General features: G+C 58.1%; 16 protein-coding genes. 8 read left to right on the top strand and 8 right to left on the bottom strand.

The genetic code is table 11. The features are described from left to right. The first annotated feature begins 89 nt into the window (after positions 1-89). Complete coding sequence (locus tag J2W17_RS07620) at positions 90-785, top strand: hypothetical protein (RefSeq protein ID WP_307331693.1); 696 nt, start codon at positions 90-92, stop codon at positions 783-785. Positions 786-916: 131 nt separating this feature from the next. On the opposite strand, the gene J2W17_RS07615 is transcribed toward J2W17_RS07620, so the two are convergent. Beyond that, the gene (locus J2W17_RS07615; protein ID WP_307331690.1) at positions 917-2,134 is read right to left on the bottom strand and encodes an argininosuccinate synthase; all 1,218 of its coding nucleotides are present in this window, start codon (positions 2,132-2,134) and stop codon (positions 917-919) included. 129 nt (positions 2,135-2,263) lie between these two features. Beyond that, positions 2,264-3,172 (bottom strand): flagellar protein MotY, encoded by a 909-nt coding sequence (locus J2W17_RS07610; protein ID WP_307331687.1) that lies wholly within the window; start codon positions 3,170-3,172, stop codon positions 2,264-2,266. 160 nt (positions 3,173-3,332) lie between these two features. On the opposite strand from J2W17_RS07610, the gene pyrC reads away from it, so the two are divergent. Further along, a complete protein-coding gene (gene pyrC, locus J2W17_RS07605) occupies positions 3,333-4,379 on the top strand; it encodes a dihydroorotase (protein ID WP_307331684.1) in 1,047 nt (348 codons plus the stop codon). Next, entirely contained in the window at positions 4,376-5,053 is a 678-nt protein-coding gene (gene rnt, locus J2W17_RS07600; RefSeq protein WP_064679478.1) for a ribonuclease T, read from the top strand. Before pyrC ends, rnt begins: the two co-directional genes overlap by 4 nt. Positions 5,054-5,243: 190 nt before the next feature. Here the strand turns inward: rnt and J2W17_RS07595 are convergent, their stop codons facing one another. After that, positions 5,244-5,846 carry a peroxiredoxin gene (locus J2W17_RS07595; protein WP_064679479.1) on the bottom strand — a complete coding sequence of 201 codons (603 nt, stop codon included), beginning with the start codon at positions 5,844-5,846 and terminating at the stop codon, positions 5,244-5,246. Between the two features lie 315 nt (positions 5,847-6,161). Here J2W17_RS07595 and J2W17_RS07590 point away from each other — a divergent pair, with 315 nt between their 5' ends. Together J2W17_RS07590 and bfr are read left to right on the top strand one after the other, a co-directional pair. Beyond that, on the top strand, positions 6,162-6,380 hold the full coding sequence (locus J2W17_RS07590; RefSeq protein WP_307331676.1) for a bacterioferritin-associated ferredoxin: 219 nt from the start codon (positions 6,162-6,164) through the stop codon (positions 6,378-6,380). A 198-nt stretch (positions 6,381-6,578) separates the two neighbouring features. Continuing rightward, entirely contained in the window at positions 6,579-7,052 is a 474-nt protein-coding gene (gene bfr / locus J2W17_RS07585; protein ID WP_064679481.1) for a bacterioferritin, read from the top strand. 313 nt (positions 7,053-7,365) lie between these two features. Here the strand turns inward: bfr and grxD are convergent, their stop codons facing one another. From grxD to J2W17_RS07570, 3 genes are all read right to left on the bottom strand, one after another. Continuing rightward, complete coding sequence (gene grxD, locus J2W17_RS07580; protein WP_253553541.1) at positions 7,366-7,707, bottom strand: Grx4 family monothiol glutaredoxin; 342 nt, start codon at positions 7,705-7,707, stop codon at positions 7,366-7,368. A gap of 97 nt (positions 7,708-7,804) precedes the next feature. Continuing rightward, complete coding sequence (locus J2W17_RS07575; protein ID WP_307331667.1) at positions 7,805-9,910, bottom strand: molybdopterin oxidoreductase family protein; 2,106 nt, start codon at positions 9,908-9,910, stop codon at positions 7,805-7,807. A 134-nt stretch (positions 9,911-10,044) separates the two neighbouring features. Next, the gene (locus J2W17_RS07570; RefSeq protein WP_307331665.1) at positions 10,045-10,335 is read right to left on the bottom strand and encodes a hypothetical protein; all 291 of its coding nucleotides are present in this window, start codon (positions 10,333-10,335) and stop codon (positions 10,045-10,047) included. 394 nt (positions 10,336-10,729) lie between these two features. Here J2W17_RS07570 and argF point away from each other — a divergent pair, with 394 nt between their 5' ends. Together argF and J2W17_RS07560 are read left to right on the top strand one after the other, a co-directional pair. Further along, positions 10,730-11,650 carry an ornithine carbamoyltransferase gene (gene argF / locus J2W17_RS07565; RefSeq protein WP_064679485.1) on the top strand — a complete coding sequence of 307 codons (921 nt, stop codon included), beginning with the start codon at positions 10,730-10,732 and terminating at the stop codon, positions 11,648-11,650. Continuing rightward, positions 11,647-12,756: an ABC transporter ATP-binding protein gene (locus J2W17_RS07560; RefSeq protein WP_307331661.1), complete on the top strand. Its 1,110-nt coding sequence runs from the start codon at positions 11,647-11,649 to the stop codon at positions 12,754-12,756. Before argF ends, J2W17_RS07560 begins: the two co-directional genes overlap by 4 nt. Before the next feature lie 111 nt (positions 12,757-12,867). On the opposite strand, the gene J2W17_RS07555 is transcribed toward J2W17_RS07560, so the two are convergent. Then, positions 12,868-13,650: a PhzF family phenazine biosynthesis protein gene (locus tag J2W17_RS07555; RefSeq protein ID WP_307331656.1), complete on the bottom strand. Its 783-nt coding sequence runs from the start codon at positions 13,648-13,650 to the stop codon at positions 12,868-12,870. Between the two features lie 106 nt (positions 13,651-13,756). Next, positions 13,757-14,227, bottom strand: a complete 471-nt coding sequence (gene ybaK / locus J2W17_RS07550; RefSeq protein ID WP_307331652.1) for a Cys-tRNA(Pro) deacylase — start codon at positions 14,225-14,227, stop codon at positions 13,757-13,759. A 370-nt stretch (positions 14,228-14,597) separates the two neighbouring features. Between ybaK and J2W17_RS07545 the strand changes: the two genes are divergently transcribed. Next, a complete protein-coding gene (locus tag J2W17_RS07545; RefSeq protein ID WP_307331649.1) occupies positions 14,598-15,449 on the top strand; it encodes an MIP/aquaporin family protein in 852 nt (283 codons plus the stop codon). Positions 15,450-15,451 lie beyond the last annotated feature (2 nt).

Below are 15,451 nucleotides of genomic sequence, written 5' to 3'. Positions count from 1 at the left end.
AACACTAATAAAGCAGTTACTATCTTGAGCAGCAGACCAAAATATCCCCTACACCCATGAGCGAAGACAAACTTAAATGAGAATAAAACATGGAAAATATAAAACAAAGGATCACCAACCCCCTGACACTCATTGCGATATTCGCAACACTATCTGAAACTTCAGCAGCGATCTCCCTACCCTTTCTGGATGATGACGACAGGGATACCTACATTTGGTTCTTGATCAGCTTTCCTTTTTATTTGCTCTTTCTTTTCTTTGCCACACTCAACTTCAATTATCGGTCGCTCTACGCACCTTCTGACTTTGAGAACGGCGAACACTTCATAAAAGCCATGCACGACACCGAGCACCCGAGAAAGAGTCACTCCAGATTGAGATCCAAAAAATCGAACCGAAGGCAACCGACGATCGATCCCGGCCCCGCACTTTGCCCCAGTGACGCACAGGACCTTCCCGAGACGGATCTGCAGACTGCGGCAGAGCACTACGTCCGCTTGCCGGAGCGACTCAAGGACCTTTACATCGTCGATGTACGCGGGATGAGCAAAAAAATCGAGATGGGCGCCTCAGTGGAGAAGATTCAACAAGAACAGGGAAAACCTGCCCATGCAATCGTATTCATCACCTGTAGCGAGTCAGAGCGACTACTGAAGGCGAGCACATTCAAAAAGGTAAAAACAAAGAGACACACGGGTGCGTCGCTCTATGTTGCTTACAATTTGAATTCAAATGGTGTGACGGTCATCGATCAATCGCGCCCAATGACGCAGAACGGTCAATAGTGATTGATCAACATGTAAAGGATAATCAGGTGCATGGCAATGTAAGGCAGGACATCCTCATTCAAATCCGTGGCCTCGTCGATGACAAGGCCACAGATTAATCACAACGCTGCTCTACGCTCTGTGACACATCAGAACAGCTTGCGGCCTTTATTCGCGGCAATACGCATGCGCAAGGCGTTAAGCTTGATGAAGCCCGCCGCATCAGCCTGGTTGTAGGCGCCGCCATCCTCCTCGAAGGTCGCGATATTGGCGTCGAACAGGGATTCGTCGGACTTGCGGCCAGTGACGATCACGTTGCCCTTGTACAGCTTCAGGCGCACAACGCCGTTCACATGAGCCTGGGAAGCATCGATCATCTGTTGCAGCATCAGACGCTCAGGGCTCCACCAGTAGCCGGTGTAGATCAGGCTGGCATATTTAGGCATCAGCTCGTCCTTGAGGTGCGCCACTTCGCGGTCCAGGGTGATCGATTCGATCGCACGGTGGGCCCGCAGCATGATGGTGCCGCCCGGGGTTTCGTAGCAGCCACGGGACTTCATGCCGACATAACGGTTCTCGACGATGTCCAGACGGCCGATACCGTGTTCGCCACCGATACGGTTCAGGGTCGCCAGCACGGTGGCCGGGGTCATTTCGACGCCGTCCAGTGCGACGATGTCGCCGTTGCGGTAGGTCAGTTCCAGGTACTGCGCCTTGTCAGGAGCCTTCTCCGGGGAGACGGTCCATTTCCACATGTCTTCTTCGTGCTCGGTCCAGGTGTCTTCCAGCACGCCGCCTTCATAGGAGATGTGCAGCAGGTTGGCATCCATCGAGTACGGGGATTTTTTCTTGCCGTGACGCTCGATCGGGATGTCGTGCTTTGCAGCGTAATCCATCAGCTTTTCACGGGACAGCAGGTCCCATTCGCGCCACGGAGCGATCACTTTCACCCCTGGCTTCAAGGCGTAGGCGCCCAGTTCGAAACGCACCTGGTCGTTGCCCTTGCCGGTCGCACCGTGGGAAATGGCGTCGGCACCGGTTTCGTTGGCGATTTCGATCAGGCGCTTGGCGATCAACGGACGAGCGATGGAAGTACCCAGCAGGTACTCGCCTTCGTAAACGGTGTTGGCGCGGAACATCGGGAACACGAAATCGCGCACGAATTCTTCGCGCAGATCGTCGATGTAGATTTCTTTTACGCCCATGGCCTGAGCCTTGGCGCGGGCCGGTTCGACCTCTTCGCCCTGACCCAGGTCAGCGGTGAAGGTCACGACTTCACAGTTATAAGTATCCTGCAGCCACTTGAGGATCACCGAAGTGTCCAGGCCGCCGGAATACGCCAGAACGACCTTGTTTACGTCCGCCATGCCATCACTCCACGGGGTTCTACGGAAAGCCGTCAAGTCTACCGGTCATGCAGAATAATTTACAGGGGCGCGACAGCTTATGACGACGAAGCGACAGATTATGTCAAGCGAGCGACTATGGCAGCGCACTCAGGACGTTGGCGCCGCACTCGCCGTCGCCGTGTCGCGAGAGGTCGGTTTTTCGGTCGGCGCCACCCGTGCGAGATGGACACTGACCCGACGGTTCTTCGCCCGATTCGCCGCAGTGGTGTTGGGCACCAATGGATAGCGTTCGCCGTGGAAGCGCAGGGTGACCTGCGACTCCTGGATACCGTTGGCCTTGAAGAACTCCATGACCGCCAGGGCCCGGCGTCGCGACAGGTCCCGGTTGGTCAGGCGGTTACCGCTGTTGTCGGAATGACCGTCGAGCTCGATGTGATTGACGGTCGGATCGGCCTTCATGTACTCCAGCATCACGTGCAATTGTGCCTTGGCTTGCGCGTCGAGATCGATGCCCTGGCCGGGGAAGCCGATCCGGGATTGTTTGACCTGTTCGAAATTCCTCGGCAACAGCTTCGCGACACAGCCCTGATATTCGTTGAAGGCCTTGCTGAACCTGACCGGCAACAGACGCACTTCCGATAGCCCGCCATCGCCCGAATATTTCCGCACCACCGGACTGCGGCCATCCATCAAGCCATTGATCAAGCGTCCGGCCTGTACTTGCGAACTGTTGAACAGCACATTGCCGCTGCCGATTTGCACGGCACCCAGGTTGATGTCGCCACGTCCCGGCTGCCAGGGCGCCGCAGCCGCCAGCAAGGTCGCCGAACCGCCGCCGATGATCGCGTTATAGGCCTTCAGCCGAAATGTCGCCTGCTCACCGGCGCGGCGCACGAATTCACCCGCACCAAAATCAGTGATCGGTTGGGTCAGGCGGCATTCGAACTTGTCACCTTCGACCGTCCACTCGATGCTCTCCAGGCGAGTCTGGAACGTGAGCGCCATTGCAGGAAGGCTGGCGAACACACTGAGCAAGGCTAAATAACGCTGGCGCACGGGAGGCTCCACTGGCTTCTACAACAAAAAGACCGACACACAAATGTTCACGGCAGACCTGTTGGATATCGGAAGCTTCCCGCAAAACTTGATAGCGAGTGCCTGGAAGAGTCTTTTCCGGTAGCATTCCCCCAGAGTTTGACCCGCCTGGAATCCCCTCATGTCCGACCGCCTGACCCTGCTGCGTCCCGACGACTGGCACATTCATCTTCGCGATGGTGCCGTGTTGACCAATACCGTTGCGGATGTCGCGCGCACCTTTGGTCGCGCCATCATCATGCCCAACCTGGTACCTCCGGTGCGCAACGCCGCTGAAGCCGACGGCTATCGCCAGCGGATTCTCGCTGCACGCCCGGCCGGCAGTCGTTTCGAGCCCTTGATGGTGCTCTACCTCACCGACCGTACCCAGCCCGAAGAAATCCGCGAGGCCAAGGCCAGCGGTTTCATTCACGCCGCCAAGCTGTACCCGGCCGGCGCGACCACCAATTCGGACTCTGGCGTCACCAGCATCGACAAGATTTTCCCTGCACTCGAGGCCATGGCCGAAGTCGGGATGCCCCTGCTGGTCCACGGTGAAGTCACCCGTGGCGATGTCGACGTGTTCGATCGAGAGAAAATCTTCATCGATGAGCACATGCGTCGTGTAGTCGAGCGTTTCCCGACGCTCAAGGTGGTGTTCGAACACATCACCACCGCTGACGCCGTGCAGTTCGTTAACGAGGCCTCGGCCAACGTCGGCGCGACCATCACCGCCCATCACCTGCTGTATAACCGCAACCATATGCTGGTGGGCGGGATTCGGCCGCACTTCTACTGCCTGCCGATCCTCAAGCGCAACACGCATCAGGAAGCACTGCTCGACGCCGCCACCAGCGGTAGCGACAAGTTCTTCCTCGGCACCGACTCGGCGCCCCATGCCCAGCACGCCAAGGAAGCCGCCTGCGGCTGTGCCGGTTGCTACACCGCCTATGCCGCGATCGAAATGTACGCCGAAGCCTTCGAACAGCGTAACGCGCTGGACAAGCTCGAAGCGTTCGCCAGCCTCAACGGCCCGCGCTTCTACAGCCTGCCGGTGAACACCGACCGCATCACCCTGGTTCGCGAAGAGTGGACCGCCCCAACCAGCCTGCCATTTGGCGAGCTGACTGTAATCCCGCTGCGCGCCGGTGAAAAACTGCGCTGGCGCCTGCTGGAGGAACACGCGTGAGTGAAGACCATTTCGACGACGAACAGGACGGTCAAGGCGGCGGAGGTGGTTCGCGCCACCCGATGGCTGAGCGCTTCCGTGGATACCTGCCCGTTGTTGTCGACGTTGAAACCGGGGGTTTCAACTCTGCCACTGACGCCTTGCTGGAAATTGCCGCCACCACCATCGCCATGGATGAAAAGGGGTTTGTTTACCCCGATCACACCTACTTCTTTCGCGTCGAGCCGTTTGAAGGCGCAAACATCGAAGCAGCAGCCCTGGAATTCACCGGGATCAAACTCGATCACCCGCTGCGCATGGCCGTGAGTGAAGAAGCGGCGCTGACCGATATCTTCCGCGGCATCCGCAAGGCCCTGAAGGCCAACGGTTGCAAACGGGCGATTCTGGTCGGGCACAACAGCAGCTTCGATCTGGGTTTCCTTAACGCGGCGGTTGCGCGCCTGGACATGAAGCGCAACCCGTTTCACCCGTTCTCGAGTTTCGATACTGCAACCCTGGCCGGTCTGGCTTATGGTCAAACCGTACTGGCCAAGGCCTGTCAGGCGGCCGACATCGATTTCGACGGCCGCGAGGCCCACTCGGCTCGTTATGACACCGAGAAGACGGCCGAGCTGTTCTGCGGCATCGTCAACCGCTGGAAACAAATGGGCGGCTGGGAAGACTTCAACGACTGACGCAACGCCCCCTGTAGGAGCTGGCTTGCCAGCGAAGGGGCCCTTCCATACACAGTAACTCTGTGGTGTGGCGACAGACGCCTTCGCTGGCAAGCCAGCTCCTACAGGGGTCATGTCAGTTGTATGGTAAATATTCCACCCATAAAAAAACCGGCCTCCAGGGCCGGTTTTTTTATGCCTCGAACCTGCCTTACAGCGCAGCAGCGTTCTCGGTCAGGTAAGCCGCGACGCCTTCGGTCGAAGCGGTCATGCCCTTGTCGCCTTTTTTCCAGTTTGCAGGGCAAACTTCGCCGTGCTCTTCGTGGAATTGCAGAGCGTCGACCAGACGGATCAGCTCTTCGATGTTACGGCCCAGCGGCAGGTCGTTGATGATCTGCGAGCGGACAACGCCCTTGTCGTCGATCAGGAACGCGCCACGGAAAGCCACACCGCCTTCGGACTCAACGTCGTAGGCCTTGGCGATTTCGTGTTTCAGGTCGGCTGCCATGGTGTAGCGGACTTCGCCGATGCCACCGTTGTTGACCGGAGTGTTGCGCCAGGCGTTGTGGGTGAAGTGCGAGTCGATCGAAACGGCGATCACTTCAACGTTGCGAGCCTTGAAATCAGACATGCGGTTGTCCAGAGCGATCAGCTCGGACGGGCACACGAAGGTGAAATCCAGTGGGTAGAAGAACACCAGGCCGTATTTGCCTTTGATGGCCGACGACAGGGTGAAGCTGTCTACGATTTCGCCATTGCCGAGTACGGCCGGTACGGTGAAGTCAGGGGCTTGCTTGCCTACGAGTACGCTCATTGGATATCTCCTGGTGTAAAAACGTGAAGTTCCGGGTTTGCGCCAGCCTGCCACCCTCAGGCGACAGCCCTGTGACACCCACCCGCTCCATAAGGACCGGCCATCATACACTGCGTTTTTGGGCTGTCCTCAACGGTTTTTCACAGACAGGTTAAAATGTCGTCGCAGCACTTGGTGGCACATGGCTTTGGAGATAAACCGTTCGTCAGTCATGCCCGCTTATAACGCAAAGCTTTCAGAAACCACTTTGACAATCATTCTCGTTAACATTAAGATCCATCGCAATTGAGTCACAACCAGCGACGGTTTTCACTTATGTATGTCTGCCTCTGCACTGGCGTCACCGACGGCCAAATCCGCGATGCAATCTATGAAGGATGCTGCAGCTACAAGGAAGTCCGCCAGGCTACCGGCGTTGCCAGTCAATGCGGAAAATGCGCCTGCCTTGCCAAGGAAGTGGTCCGCGAAACCCTGACCAAAATCCAATCGGCCCAGGCTGCGATACCCTTTCCGGCAGAATTTAGCGCTGCATAAATAACATATTTCAAGGAACCGGACTGATGTCCGGTTTTTTTATGCCCGAAAATCAATCGGTTACGCTCTAGACGCGGAACACAAACATTCTTATTCCGATTAATTTTCATTTAACTTTCAATAACTTAGGTTTGACACTCTTACTTGTGCGGCTCAAACTCTGCCTTATAGACAGCTAATACAGGGCAGGACCCCATCATGAAAGGCGACATTACAGTCATCCAGCATCTCAACAAGATCCTTGCCAATGAGCTGGTCGCGATCAATCAATATTTTCTGCATGCGCGCATGTACGAAGATTGGGGTCTGAACAAGCTCGGCAAGCACGAATACCACGAATCCATCGACGAGATGAAACACGCAGACAAGCTGATCAAGCGCATCCTGTTCCTTGAAGGCCTGCCGAACGTCCAGGACCTGGGCAAGCTGCAGATCGGCGAACACACCCAGGAAATGCTGGAGTGCGATCTGCGTATCGAAAAAACCGGTCATGCCGATCTCAAGGTGGCGATCGCACATTGCGAAACCGTTGGCGACTTCGGTAGCCGTGAACTGCTCGAAGACATTCTTGAGTCCGAAGAGGAACACATCGACTGGTTGGAGACCCAATTGGGCCTGATCGATAAAGTCGGTCTTGAGAACTATCTGCAATCGCAGATGGGCGAAGAATAAGTCGGCGCCCGCTAGGTCTTGTAGGAGCGAGCTCGGTTGCGATTCGCTCATAGACGCTGTGTTTATTCTGCAAAAACTGCGTCATCGTTAACGACCATCGCGAGCAAGCTTGCTCCTACAGACGCTGCGTTTATTCTGCAAAAACGCGTCATCGTTAACGACCATCGCGAGCAAGCTTGCTCCTACAGACGCTGTGTTTATTCTGCAAAAACTGCGTCATCGTTAACGACCATCGCGAGCAAGCTTGCTCCTACAGCCAAAAAAAGCCCCGCTCTCTTTTAAAGAGGCGGGGCTTTTTTTTCAAGACCGGGGTTCAGGCTTCGGTCTTGCCAGCTGCGGCTTTTTCAACAGCTGCCTTGATCGTGGCCTGCAACGAACCGTCTGCAGCCATCTCGGTCATGATGTCGCTACCGCCGACCAGCTCACCACCGACCCACAGTTGTGGGAAAGTTGGCCAGTTGGCGTACTTTGGCAGGTTGGCGCGGATTTCCGGATTCTGCAGGATATCCACGTACGCAAACTTTTCGCCACACGCCATCACGGCCTGCGCAGCTTTAGCGGAAAAGCCACACTGCGGGGCATTCGGCGAACCTTTCATGTAAAGCAGAATGGTATTGTTGGCAATCTGCTCTTTAATCGTTTCGATGATATCCATGAAGCACCTCGGCTGAACTTTCCGACTCAATGGTCGGCACGGTGGCGCATTGTAACGGAAACCCGAGCGCCATGCTCGGCCTCCCCGACAGACTTGCTCAAGTCGCCGCCACGGTCACCGGCACACCGTTCAATGCCGCATTGCCCGACAACTCATCAAGCTGGCATTCGTCCGTCAGGTCGTTCGCACTGGCGCCTGGCTGGCTTCTGGCAATCGTCATTTGCACGCCGGGCCGCGCATGGCCCCAGCCGTGAGGCAGGCTGACCACGCCTTTCATCATGTCCAGACTGCTCAACACTTCAACTTCGATGACACCGACTCGCGAACTGACCCGCACCCGCTGCCCGTCATTGAGGCCACGAGCGGCCAGGTCGTCCGGGTGCATCAGCAATTGATGGCGCGGCTTGCCCTTCACCAGACGGTGATAGTTATGCATCCACGAGTTGTTGCTGCGTACATGACGGCGGCCGATCATCAGCAACTCATCAAGGGCCGGGGGTTGCAGGGCGGCGAAACGCGCCAGGTCGGCAAGGATCGCCGCCGGTGCGGCCTGAACTCGCTGGCTGGCGGTTTTCAGACGTGGCGCCAGATTGGATTTCAACGCCCCGAGATCGACACCGTGCGGATGATCGAACAAGGTCGCCAGCGACAGCTTGTGTTGCGAAGCATCGCCATACAGCCCCGCCCGCAAGCCGTGATCGATCATCTGTGCCGGCGGGATCGTCGGTTTCAGTTCCTTGCCGGTCTTCGCGGCAAAGGCCTTGGCCAGCCCGACGAAAATCTCCCAGTCATGCAACGCGCCTTCCGGCTTGGCCAGAATCGCGCGGTTGAAACGCGTCACGTTACGTACCGCAAACATATTGAAGGTGGTGTCGTAATGATCGTTCTCCAGTGCCGAAGTCGACGGCAGGATCAGGTCGGCATATCGCGTGGTTTCGTTGATGTACAAGTCGACGCTGACCATGAACTCCAGATTATCCAGCGCCTGTTCCAGTTGCCGGCCATTGGGCGTGGAGAGCACCGGATTGCCCGCCACGGTAATCAGCGCCCGAACCTGCCCTTGCCCTTCGGTGAGCATCTCTTCGGCCAGCGCCGACACCGGCAGTTCGCCAGCGTATTCGGGACGCCCGGACACCCGGCTCTGCCACCGATTGAAGTGCCCGCCCGACGTCGACGCCACCAGATCCACTGCAGGCTCGGTGCACAATGCCCCGCCCACGCGATCAAGGTTGCCGGTGACCAGATTGATCAGTTGCACCACCCAGTGGCACAAGGTACCGAACGCCTGGGTCGAAACGCCCATGCGCCCATAGCAAACCGCTGTCGGGGCGCACGCGAAATCCCGCGCCAATCGGCGGATCTGTTCGGCCGGCACGGCGCACAGCGGGCTCATGGCCTCGGCGGTGAAACCGGCCACCGCTGCACGCACCTCGTCCAGACCGTCCACAGGCAAATGACTGTCGCGGGTCAGGCCTTCAGCGAACAGGGTATTGAGTAGCCCGAACAACAACGCCGCATCGCCCCCCGGACGCACGAACAGATGCTGATCGGCCATCGCCGCCGTTTCGCTGCGGCGCGGATCGACCACCACCACTTTGCCGCCCCGGGCCTGAATGGCCTTCAAACGTTTTTCCACATCGGGCACGGTCATGATGCTGCCATTGGACGCCAACGGATTGCCGCCCAGGATCAGCATGAAATCGGTGTGATCGATATCCGGGATCGGCAACAGCAAGCCGTGGCCGTACATCAAATGACTGGTCAGGTGGTGGGGCAACTGATCGACCGATGTTGCGGAAAACCGGTTGCGGGTTTTCAACATGCCGAGAAAATAATTGCTGTGGGTCATCAACCCGTAGTTGTGCACGCTGGGATTGCCTTGATAGACCGCCACCGCGTTCTGGCCGTGACGCGCCTGAATCGCCGCCAGGCGTTCGGCGACCAGGTTGAAGGCGTCTTCCCATTCGATAGGCCGCCATTCGCTGCCGACCCGCTGCATCGGCTGCCGCAAGCGATCCGGATCATTTTGTATATCCTGCAGCGCAACCGCCTTGGGACAGATATGCCCGCGACTGAACGTATCCTGGGCATCTCCCTTGATCGAAGTGATCTGCACGCGGCCCTCGGCCTCGGCGGTTTCGATGGTCAGGCCGCAGATGGCTTCACACAAGTGGCAGGCACGGTGATGGAGAGTCTTGGTCATGGCCAGTCTCTGTCTTGTTCTGGGCGGGCATTGTCGGCCGCGGGAACAAAACTATGGCGCGTGACCCCGCCTCGCGCCAGCGATGTTCGTCTTGTGAATCGGCAGCCATCAGGCCAGCAGATGACTGCCCACAATCAGTTCGGCGGCAGGCCAGGCGGGGCCTGCAACTGAATTTCCTGAACGGTTTCGATCTGTTCCTGGGCGACATGAGTGCCAGTGAGCTCGCCGATCAACTGCCAGTGCTCGTCGAGACCGGTGCTGATGGTCGCCATGCGGTCGATCATCCGCCTGCCCGCAGCCTTGGTGACTTCATCATTACTGCGCATCAACTCGAAAGACATCGAAGTCATGGACGCGGTGAGATGGGTCAGGGAGCGGGCTGTGAGGCTGAGTAATTCCATCAATTGGTGTTCTTTCGATTCCATTCCGAGCCTTCCCTGCGTCGCTTGAACCTTAGTTATAACCCAGCCCCATGCTTTATCAAATGTTTCAGGCCGAAGAAATCTCGAATGACAGGCCCGAATCCGACCGTCGCCCTGCCCTTGTCATCCTGCTTTATTGCAAAGCCCTGCAAGCCCAGTGTACAAATGACGGGCTGCTGTCAGGAAACCGGCTTCAAAAGCGCTATTGCGGTCACCCCCGTAGCCCCTCTGAAATCCCCGTACACCGTAGCCTATTGGAAAAACGCGACATTTAATGTCAATATCGCGCCTCCCCCTATTTCGTCGCCACGTGCGGCTTACGCCGCAGGTCTCGCCCGTTTTTTTAATTAAACAAGGCTTTGAGTATCTGCGGTCTGTTGCAAAAAGGTAGTCAATGATGAGCGCAAGGCACTTTCTCTCCCTAATGGATTGCACGCCCGAAGAGCTGGTCAGCGTCATCCGTCGAGGCGTTGAGCTCAAAGACCTGCGTAACCGCGGCGTACTGTTCGAGCCCCTGAAAAACCGCGTGCTCGGGATGATTTTCGAAAAGTCCTCGACCCGCACCCGTATTTCGTTTGAAGCCGGCATGATCCAGCTTGGCGGCCAGGCCATTTTCCTCTCGCCGCGCGACACGCAACTGGGCCGTGGCGAGCCGATCGGCGACTGCGCCATCGTCATGTCGAGCATGCTCGATGCGGTGATGATCCGCACCTTTGCCCACAGCACCCTGACCGAATTCGCCGCCAACTCCCGCGTGCCGGTCATCAACGGCCTGTCCGACGACCTGCACCCCTGCCAGCTGCTGGCTGACATGCAGACGTTCCTGGAACATCGCGGCTCGATCCAGGGCAAGACCGTAGCCTGGATCGGCGACGGCAATAACATGTGCAACAGCTATATAGAAGCGGCGATCCAGTTCGACTTCCAATTGCGTGTCGCGTGCCCGGAAGGCTTTGAGCCCAACCCGGAGTTCGTGGCCAAGGCCGGCGATCGGGTGACCATCGTCCGCGATCCGAAGGATGCCGTGCGCGGCGCCCACCTGGTGAGCACCGACGTCTGGACCTCCATGGGTCAGGAAGAAGAAACCGCCAAACGCCTGAAACTGTTCGCGCCGTTCCAGGTGACCCGCGCCCTGCTCGACCTGGCGGCCGAGGATGTGCTGTTCATGCACTGCCTGCCCGCTCACCGTGGCGAGGAAATCAGCCTCGACGTGCTCGATGACAAGCGAGCCGTCGCCTGGGATCAAGCGGAGAACCGTCTGCACGCACAAAAGGCCCTGCTCGAGTTCCTGGTCGAGCCGGCGTATCACCACGCATGAGCCATCCCTTGCTGCTTAATCTGCGCAACCTCGCTTGCGGCTATCAAGACCAACGGGTGGTACAGAACCTCAACCTGCACCTCAATGCCGGCGATATCGGTTGCCTGCTGGGCTCTTCGGGCTGCGGCAAGACCACCACCCTGCGGGCAATTGCCGGTTTCGAACCGGTGCACGAAGGTGAAATCCAGCTGGCCGGGGAAACCATCTCCCGAGCCGGCTTCACCCTTGCGCCGGAGAAGCGCCGGATCGGCATGGTGTTCCAGGACTACGCGCTGTTTCCGCATCTGAGCGTGGCCGAGAACATTGCCTTCGGGATCCGCAAACATCCGCAGAAAAATCGCGTCATCGAAGAGCTGCTGGAACTGGTCAACCTGAAAGGTCTCGGCAAGCGCTTCCCCCACGAGCTCTCAGGTGGTCAGCAACAGCGTGTCGCCCTGGCCCGGGCCCTGGCGCCGGAGCCGCAACTGCTGCTGCTCGACGAACCCTTCTCCAACCTCGATGGCGAATTGCGACGCAAGCTCAGCCACGAGGTGCGCGACATCCTCAAGAGCCGTGGCACCAGCGCGATCCTGGTGACCCATGATCAGGAAGAGGCCTTTGCGGTGAGCGACCATGTGGGGGTTTTCAAGGAGGGTCGCCTGGAACAGTGGGACACGCCCTACAACCTGTATCACGAGCCGCTGACGCCGTTCGTGGCCAGCTTCATCGGCCAGGGCTATTTCATTCGCGGCCAGCTCAATAGCCCGGAGTCGGTGCAGACCGAGCTGGGGGAGTTGCGCGGCAACCGGGCTTACACCTGGCCGATTGGCGGAGCCGTGGACGTGCTGCTGCGGCCGGATGATATCGTTTATGCGCCGGACAACGGCTTGAAGGCGAAGATCGTCGGCAAGTCGTTCCAGGGCGCATCGACCCTGTATCGCTTGCAGATGCCCACCGGCGCGCAGCTGGAGTCGATTTTCCCCAGCCATGCCGATCATCAGGTGGGTGCAGAGGTCGGCATTCGGGTTGCGGCTGAACATCTGGTGCTGTTTCAGGCCTCCGGCAGCATCGCGGCGCAGATTCCGGCCATCGAATCCGGCGTTCGGCGGTACAGCACTGCCAGCTGAAACCTGAAACCTGTAGGAGCCGGCTTGCCGGCGAAGACGGCGGCACATTCAGTAGAGGTGTTAACTGATAGACCATCTTCGCCGGCAAGCCGGCTCCTACAGGGATTGAAGTCAACCCAGCAGCAGCGTTCCGCTCGCAACAAGCGTCGCATTTCCGCCAATCTTCACCCGGTCCCCTTCCAGCCGGCAGAACAACTCCCCGCCCCGCGCCGAACACTGGTAAGCCGTCAGGTCCGACTTGCCCAGACGTTTCGACCAGTACGGAATCAGGCTGCAATGGGTCGATCCGGTCACCGGGTCTTCGTTGATGCCAATCGCCGGGGCGAAGTATCGGGAAACGAAATCGTGCTTGCTGCCCCGCGCAGTCACGATGGCGCCCAGCCACGGCAGTTTCGCCAGGGCGACCATGTCTGGCTGGCAATCGAGCACGGCTTGTTCCGAGTCCAACACCACAAACAATTCATTCGAACCCAGCACATCGACCGCTTCCACGCCGAGCGCACGCTCGACGTCCAGGGTCACGCCCACTTCCGAGGGGACGATGGAGGGGAAATCCAGCCACAAGCGTTGACCCTTGCGGGTCACACTCAACGGGCCGGACTTGCAAACGAAGTCCAGACGCTCGACCGGCTCCCTGTAGATCTCAAACAGCACGTAAGCGCTGGCCAGCGTCGCGTGGCCGCACAACGGGACCTCGGTACTGGGGGTAAACCAGCGGATGTGCCAGTGCTGCCCTTCGCGCACCACAAAGGCGGTTTCGGCGAGGTTGTGCTCGGCGGCGATCTTCTGCATCAGCTCGTCGGCGAGCCAGGCATCGAGCCGATAAACCATCGCCGGGTTGCCACTGAACAGTCGATCACTGAACGCATCGACCTGATGAAACTCGAGCTGCATAACCACCTCCCTATGTTCGTTTACCCAGCATGCGGCCGTAGGCACCCGCACGCCAGTCACAGAGCCGACCAATTTCCACCATACAGTGCCCGTCTGATTACCCTGTTCACGAGCGGCCGATATCAGCGAATTTTGCCTGGGTGTGTTCGGCCAACACGGCAGGCGCCAGTTCGACTTCCAGACCGCGACGACCCGCACTGACAAAGATGCTGGCAAATGGCTGAGCGGATTTATCAATAAAGGTGCGCAAGCGTTTTTTCTGCCCCAGCGGGCTGATGCCGCCCAACAGGTAACCGGTGGAGCGTTGCGCAGCCGCCGGGTCGGCCATTTCGACTTTTTTCACGCCTGCCGCGTGAGCCAGGCCCTTCAGGTCGAGACTTCCGACGACCGGCACCACCGCCACCAGCAACTCGCCCTTCTCACTGGTCGCCAGCAAGGTCTTGAACACCTGAGCAGGGTCCAATCCCAGTTTCTCCGCGGCCTCCAGCCCATAGGAGGCGGCCTTTGGATCATGTTCGTAACTGTGCACTCGATGTTCGGCATGAACTTTTTTCAACAAATCCAATGCAGGGGTCATGGCAGCTCCAGGCTGGGCGACAGAAGAAAAATCCTGCGCCGGATTCTAGGACATTGATCGACAAATGGCTCTATTGCGGTGCTGTTTCAATGGCTTGACGGTGCTCCGTACCGTTCGACCATGTTCAGGCCTCTGAGTGAACGATGTGGTCATTGATGCGACTAACCGTTCGATTGTGACTGACTGTTCACTTTCGACCTTTGACATCAGCGTTTCTTGTCTATATTTTTTCGAATACGAATAAGGTACAAATGTCTCACTGCAGTATCCGGCAGTAAGCCGAGGACCAGGATGGGGATCCTGCCCCGGTGAAAATCGCGCTTTGATCAAAATTGAAAGCGCCATACAACAACAAAAAACGAGGTTTTCAATGACAACCGCTTTACAACAACCGTCGCTCTCGAGCCAATGCATCGCCGAGTTCCTGGGTACTGCGCTGCTGATATTTTTCGGCACAGGTTGCGTTGCCGCGCTCAAGGTCGCGGGTGCCAGCTTTGGCCTGTGGGAAATCAGCATCATCTGGGGTATCGGCGTGAGCATGGCGATTTACTTGACCGCCGGTGTTTCCGGAGCCCACCTCAATCCTGCCGTCAGTATTGCCCTGACCCTTTTCGCTGATTTCGAAAAGCGCAAACTGCCTTTCTACATGCTCGCCCAGATCGCTGGCGCTTTCTGTGGCGCGTTGCTGGTGTACACGCTGTACAGCGGTTTATTCTTCGATTACGAACAAACCCACGATATGGTTCGTGGCACTCAAGCCAGTCTCGAACTGGCATCGGTGTTCTCCACCTTCCCCAATCCGGGCTTGACCACGGCTCAAGCCTTCCTGGTGGAAGTGATTATCACCGCCATCCTGATGGGCGTGATCATGTCCCTGACCGACGACAACAATGGTCTGCCAAAAGGCCCGCTGGCGCCGCTGCTGATCGGCCTGCTGATTGCCGTGATTGGCAGCTCGATGGGCCCGCTGACCGGTTTCGCGATGAACCCGGCACGTGACTTCGGCCCCAAGCTGATGACTTTCTTCGCGGGCTGGGGTGAAATTTCCCTCACCGGCGGGCGCGATATCCCGTATTTCCTGATTCCGATTTTTGCACCGATAGTCGGTGCCTGCCTCGGCGCTGGTGCCTATCGCGGGCTGATTGCCCGTCATCTGCCCAGCCCCGCACCTGCTACGACGGACGCGGCACCCGCCATTGACGGCAAACCAAGAACTTCTTGATA

The sequence above is a fragment of the Pseudomonas lini genome (assembly GCF_030812475.1).
GTDB classification, from domain to species: Bacteria; Pseudomonadota; Gammaproteobacteria; order Pseudomonadales; family Pseudomonadaceae; genus Aquipseudomonas; species Aquipseudomonas lini_A.
This window is presented reverse-complemented; position numbering and strand designations above follow the sequence as displayed.

Excerpts from the sequence above, each read along its gene's own strand:
- J2W17_RS07620 (WP_307331693.1), top strand. The coding sequence starts at position 90 with ATGGAAAATATAAAACAAAGGATCACCAACCCCCTGACACTCATTGCG.
- J2W17_RS07615 (WP_307331690.1), bottom strand. The coding sequence starts at position 2,134 with ATGGCGGACGTAAACAAGGTCGTTCTGGCGTATTCCGGCGGCCTGGAC.
- pyrC (WP_307331684.1), top strand. The coding sequence starts at position 3,333 with ATGTCCGACCGCCTGACCCTGCTGCGTCCCGACGACTGGCACATTCAT.
- J2W17_RS07595 (WP_064679479.1), bottom strand. The coding sequence starts at position 5,846 with ATGAGCGTACTCGTAGGCAAGCAAGCCCCTGACTTCACCGTACCGGCC.
- J2W17_RS07590 (WP_307331676.1), top strand. The coding sequence starts at position 6,162 with ATGTATGTCTGCCTCTGCACTGGCGTCACCGACGGCCAAATCCGCGAT.
- bfr (WP_064679481.1), top strand. The coding sequence starts at position 6,579 with ATGAAAGGCGACATTACAGTCATCCAGCATCTCAACAAGATCCTTGCC.
- grxD (WP_253553541.1), bottom strand. The coding sequence starts at position 7,707 with ATGGATATCATCGAAACGATTAAAGAGCAGATTGCCAACAATACCATT.
- J2W17_RS07575 (WP_307331667.1), bottom strand. The coding sequence starts at position 9,910 with ATGACCAAGACTCTCCATCACCGTGCCTGCCACTTGTGTGAAGCCATC.
- J2W17_RS07570 (WP_307331665.1), bottom strand. The coding sequence starts at position 10,335 with ATGGAATCGAAAGAACACCAATTGATGGAATTACTCAGCCTCACAGCC.
- argF (WP_064679485.1), top strand. The coding sequence starts at position 10,730 with ATGAGCGCAAGGCACTTTCTCTCCCTAATGGATTGCACGCCCGAAGAG.
- J2W17_RS07560 (WP_307331661.1), top strand. The coding sequence starts at position 11,647 with ATGAGCCATCCCTTGCTGCTTAATCTGCGCAACCTCGCTTGCGGCTAT.
- J2W17_RS07555 (WP_307331656.1), bottom strand. The coding sequence starts at position 13,650 with ATGCAGCTCGAGTTTCATCAGGTCGATGCGTTCAGTGATCGACTGTTC.
- ybaK (WP_307331652.1), bottom strand. The coding sequence starts at position 14,227 with ATGACCCCTGCATTGGATTTGTTGAAAAAAGTTCATGCCGAACATCGA.
- J2W17_RS07545 (WP_307331649.1), top strand. The coding sequence starts at position 14,598 with ATGACAACCGCTTTACAACAACCGTCGCTCTCGAGCCAATGCATCGCC.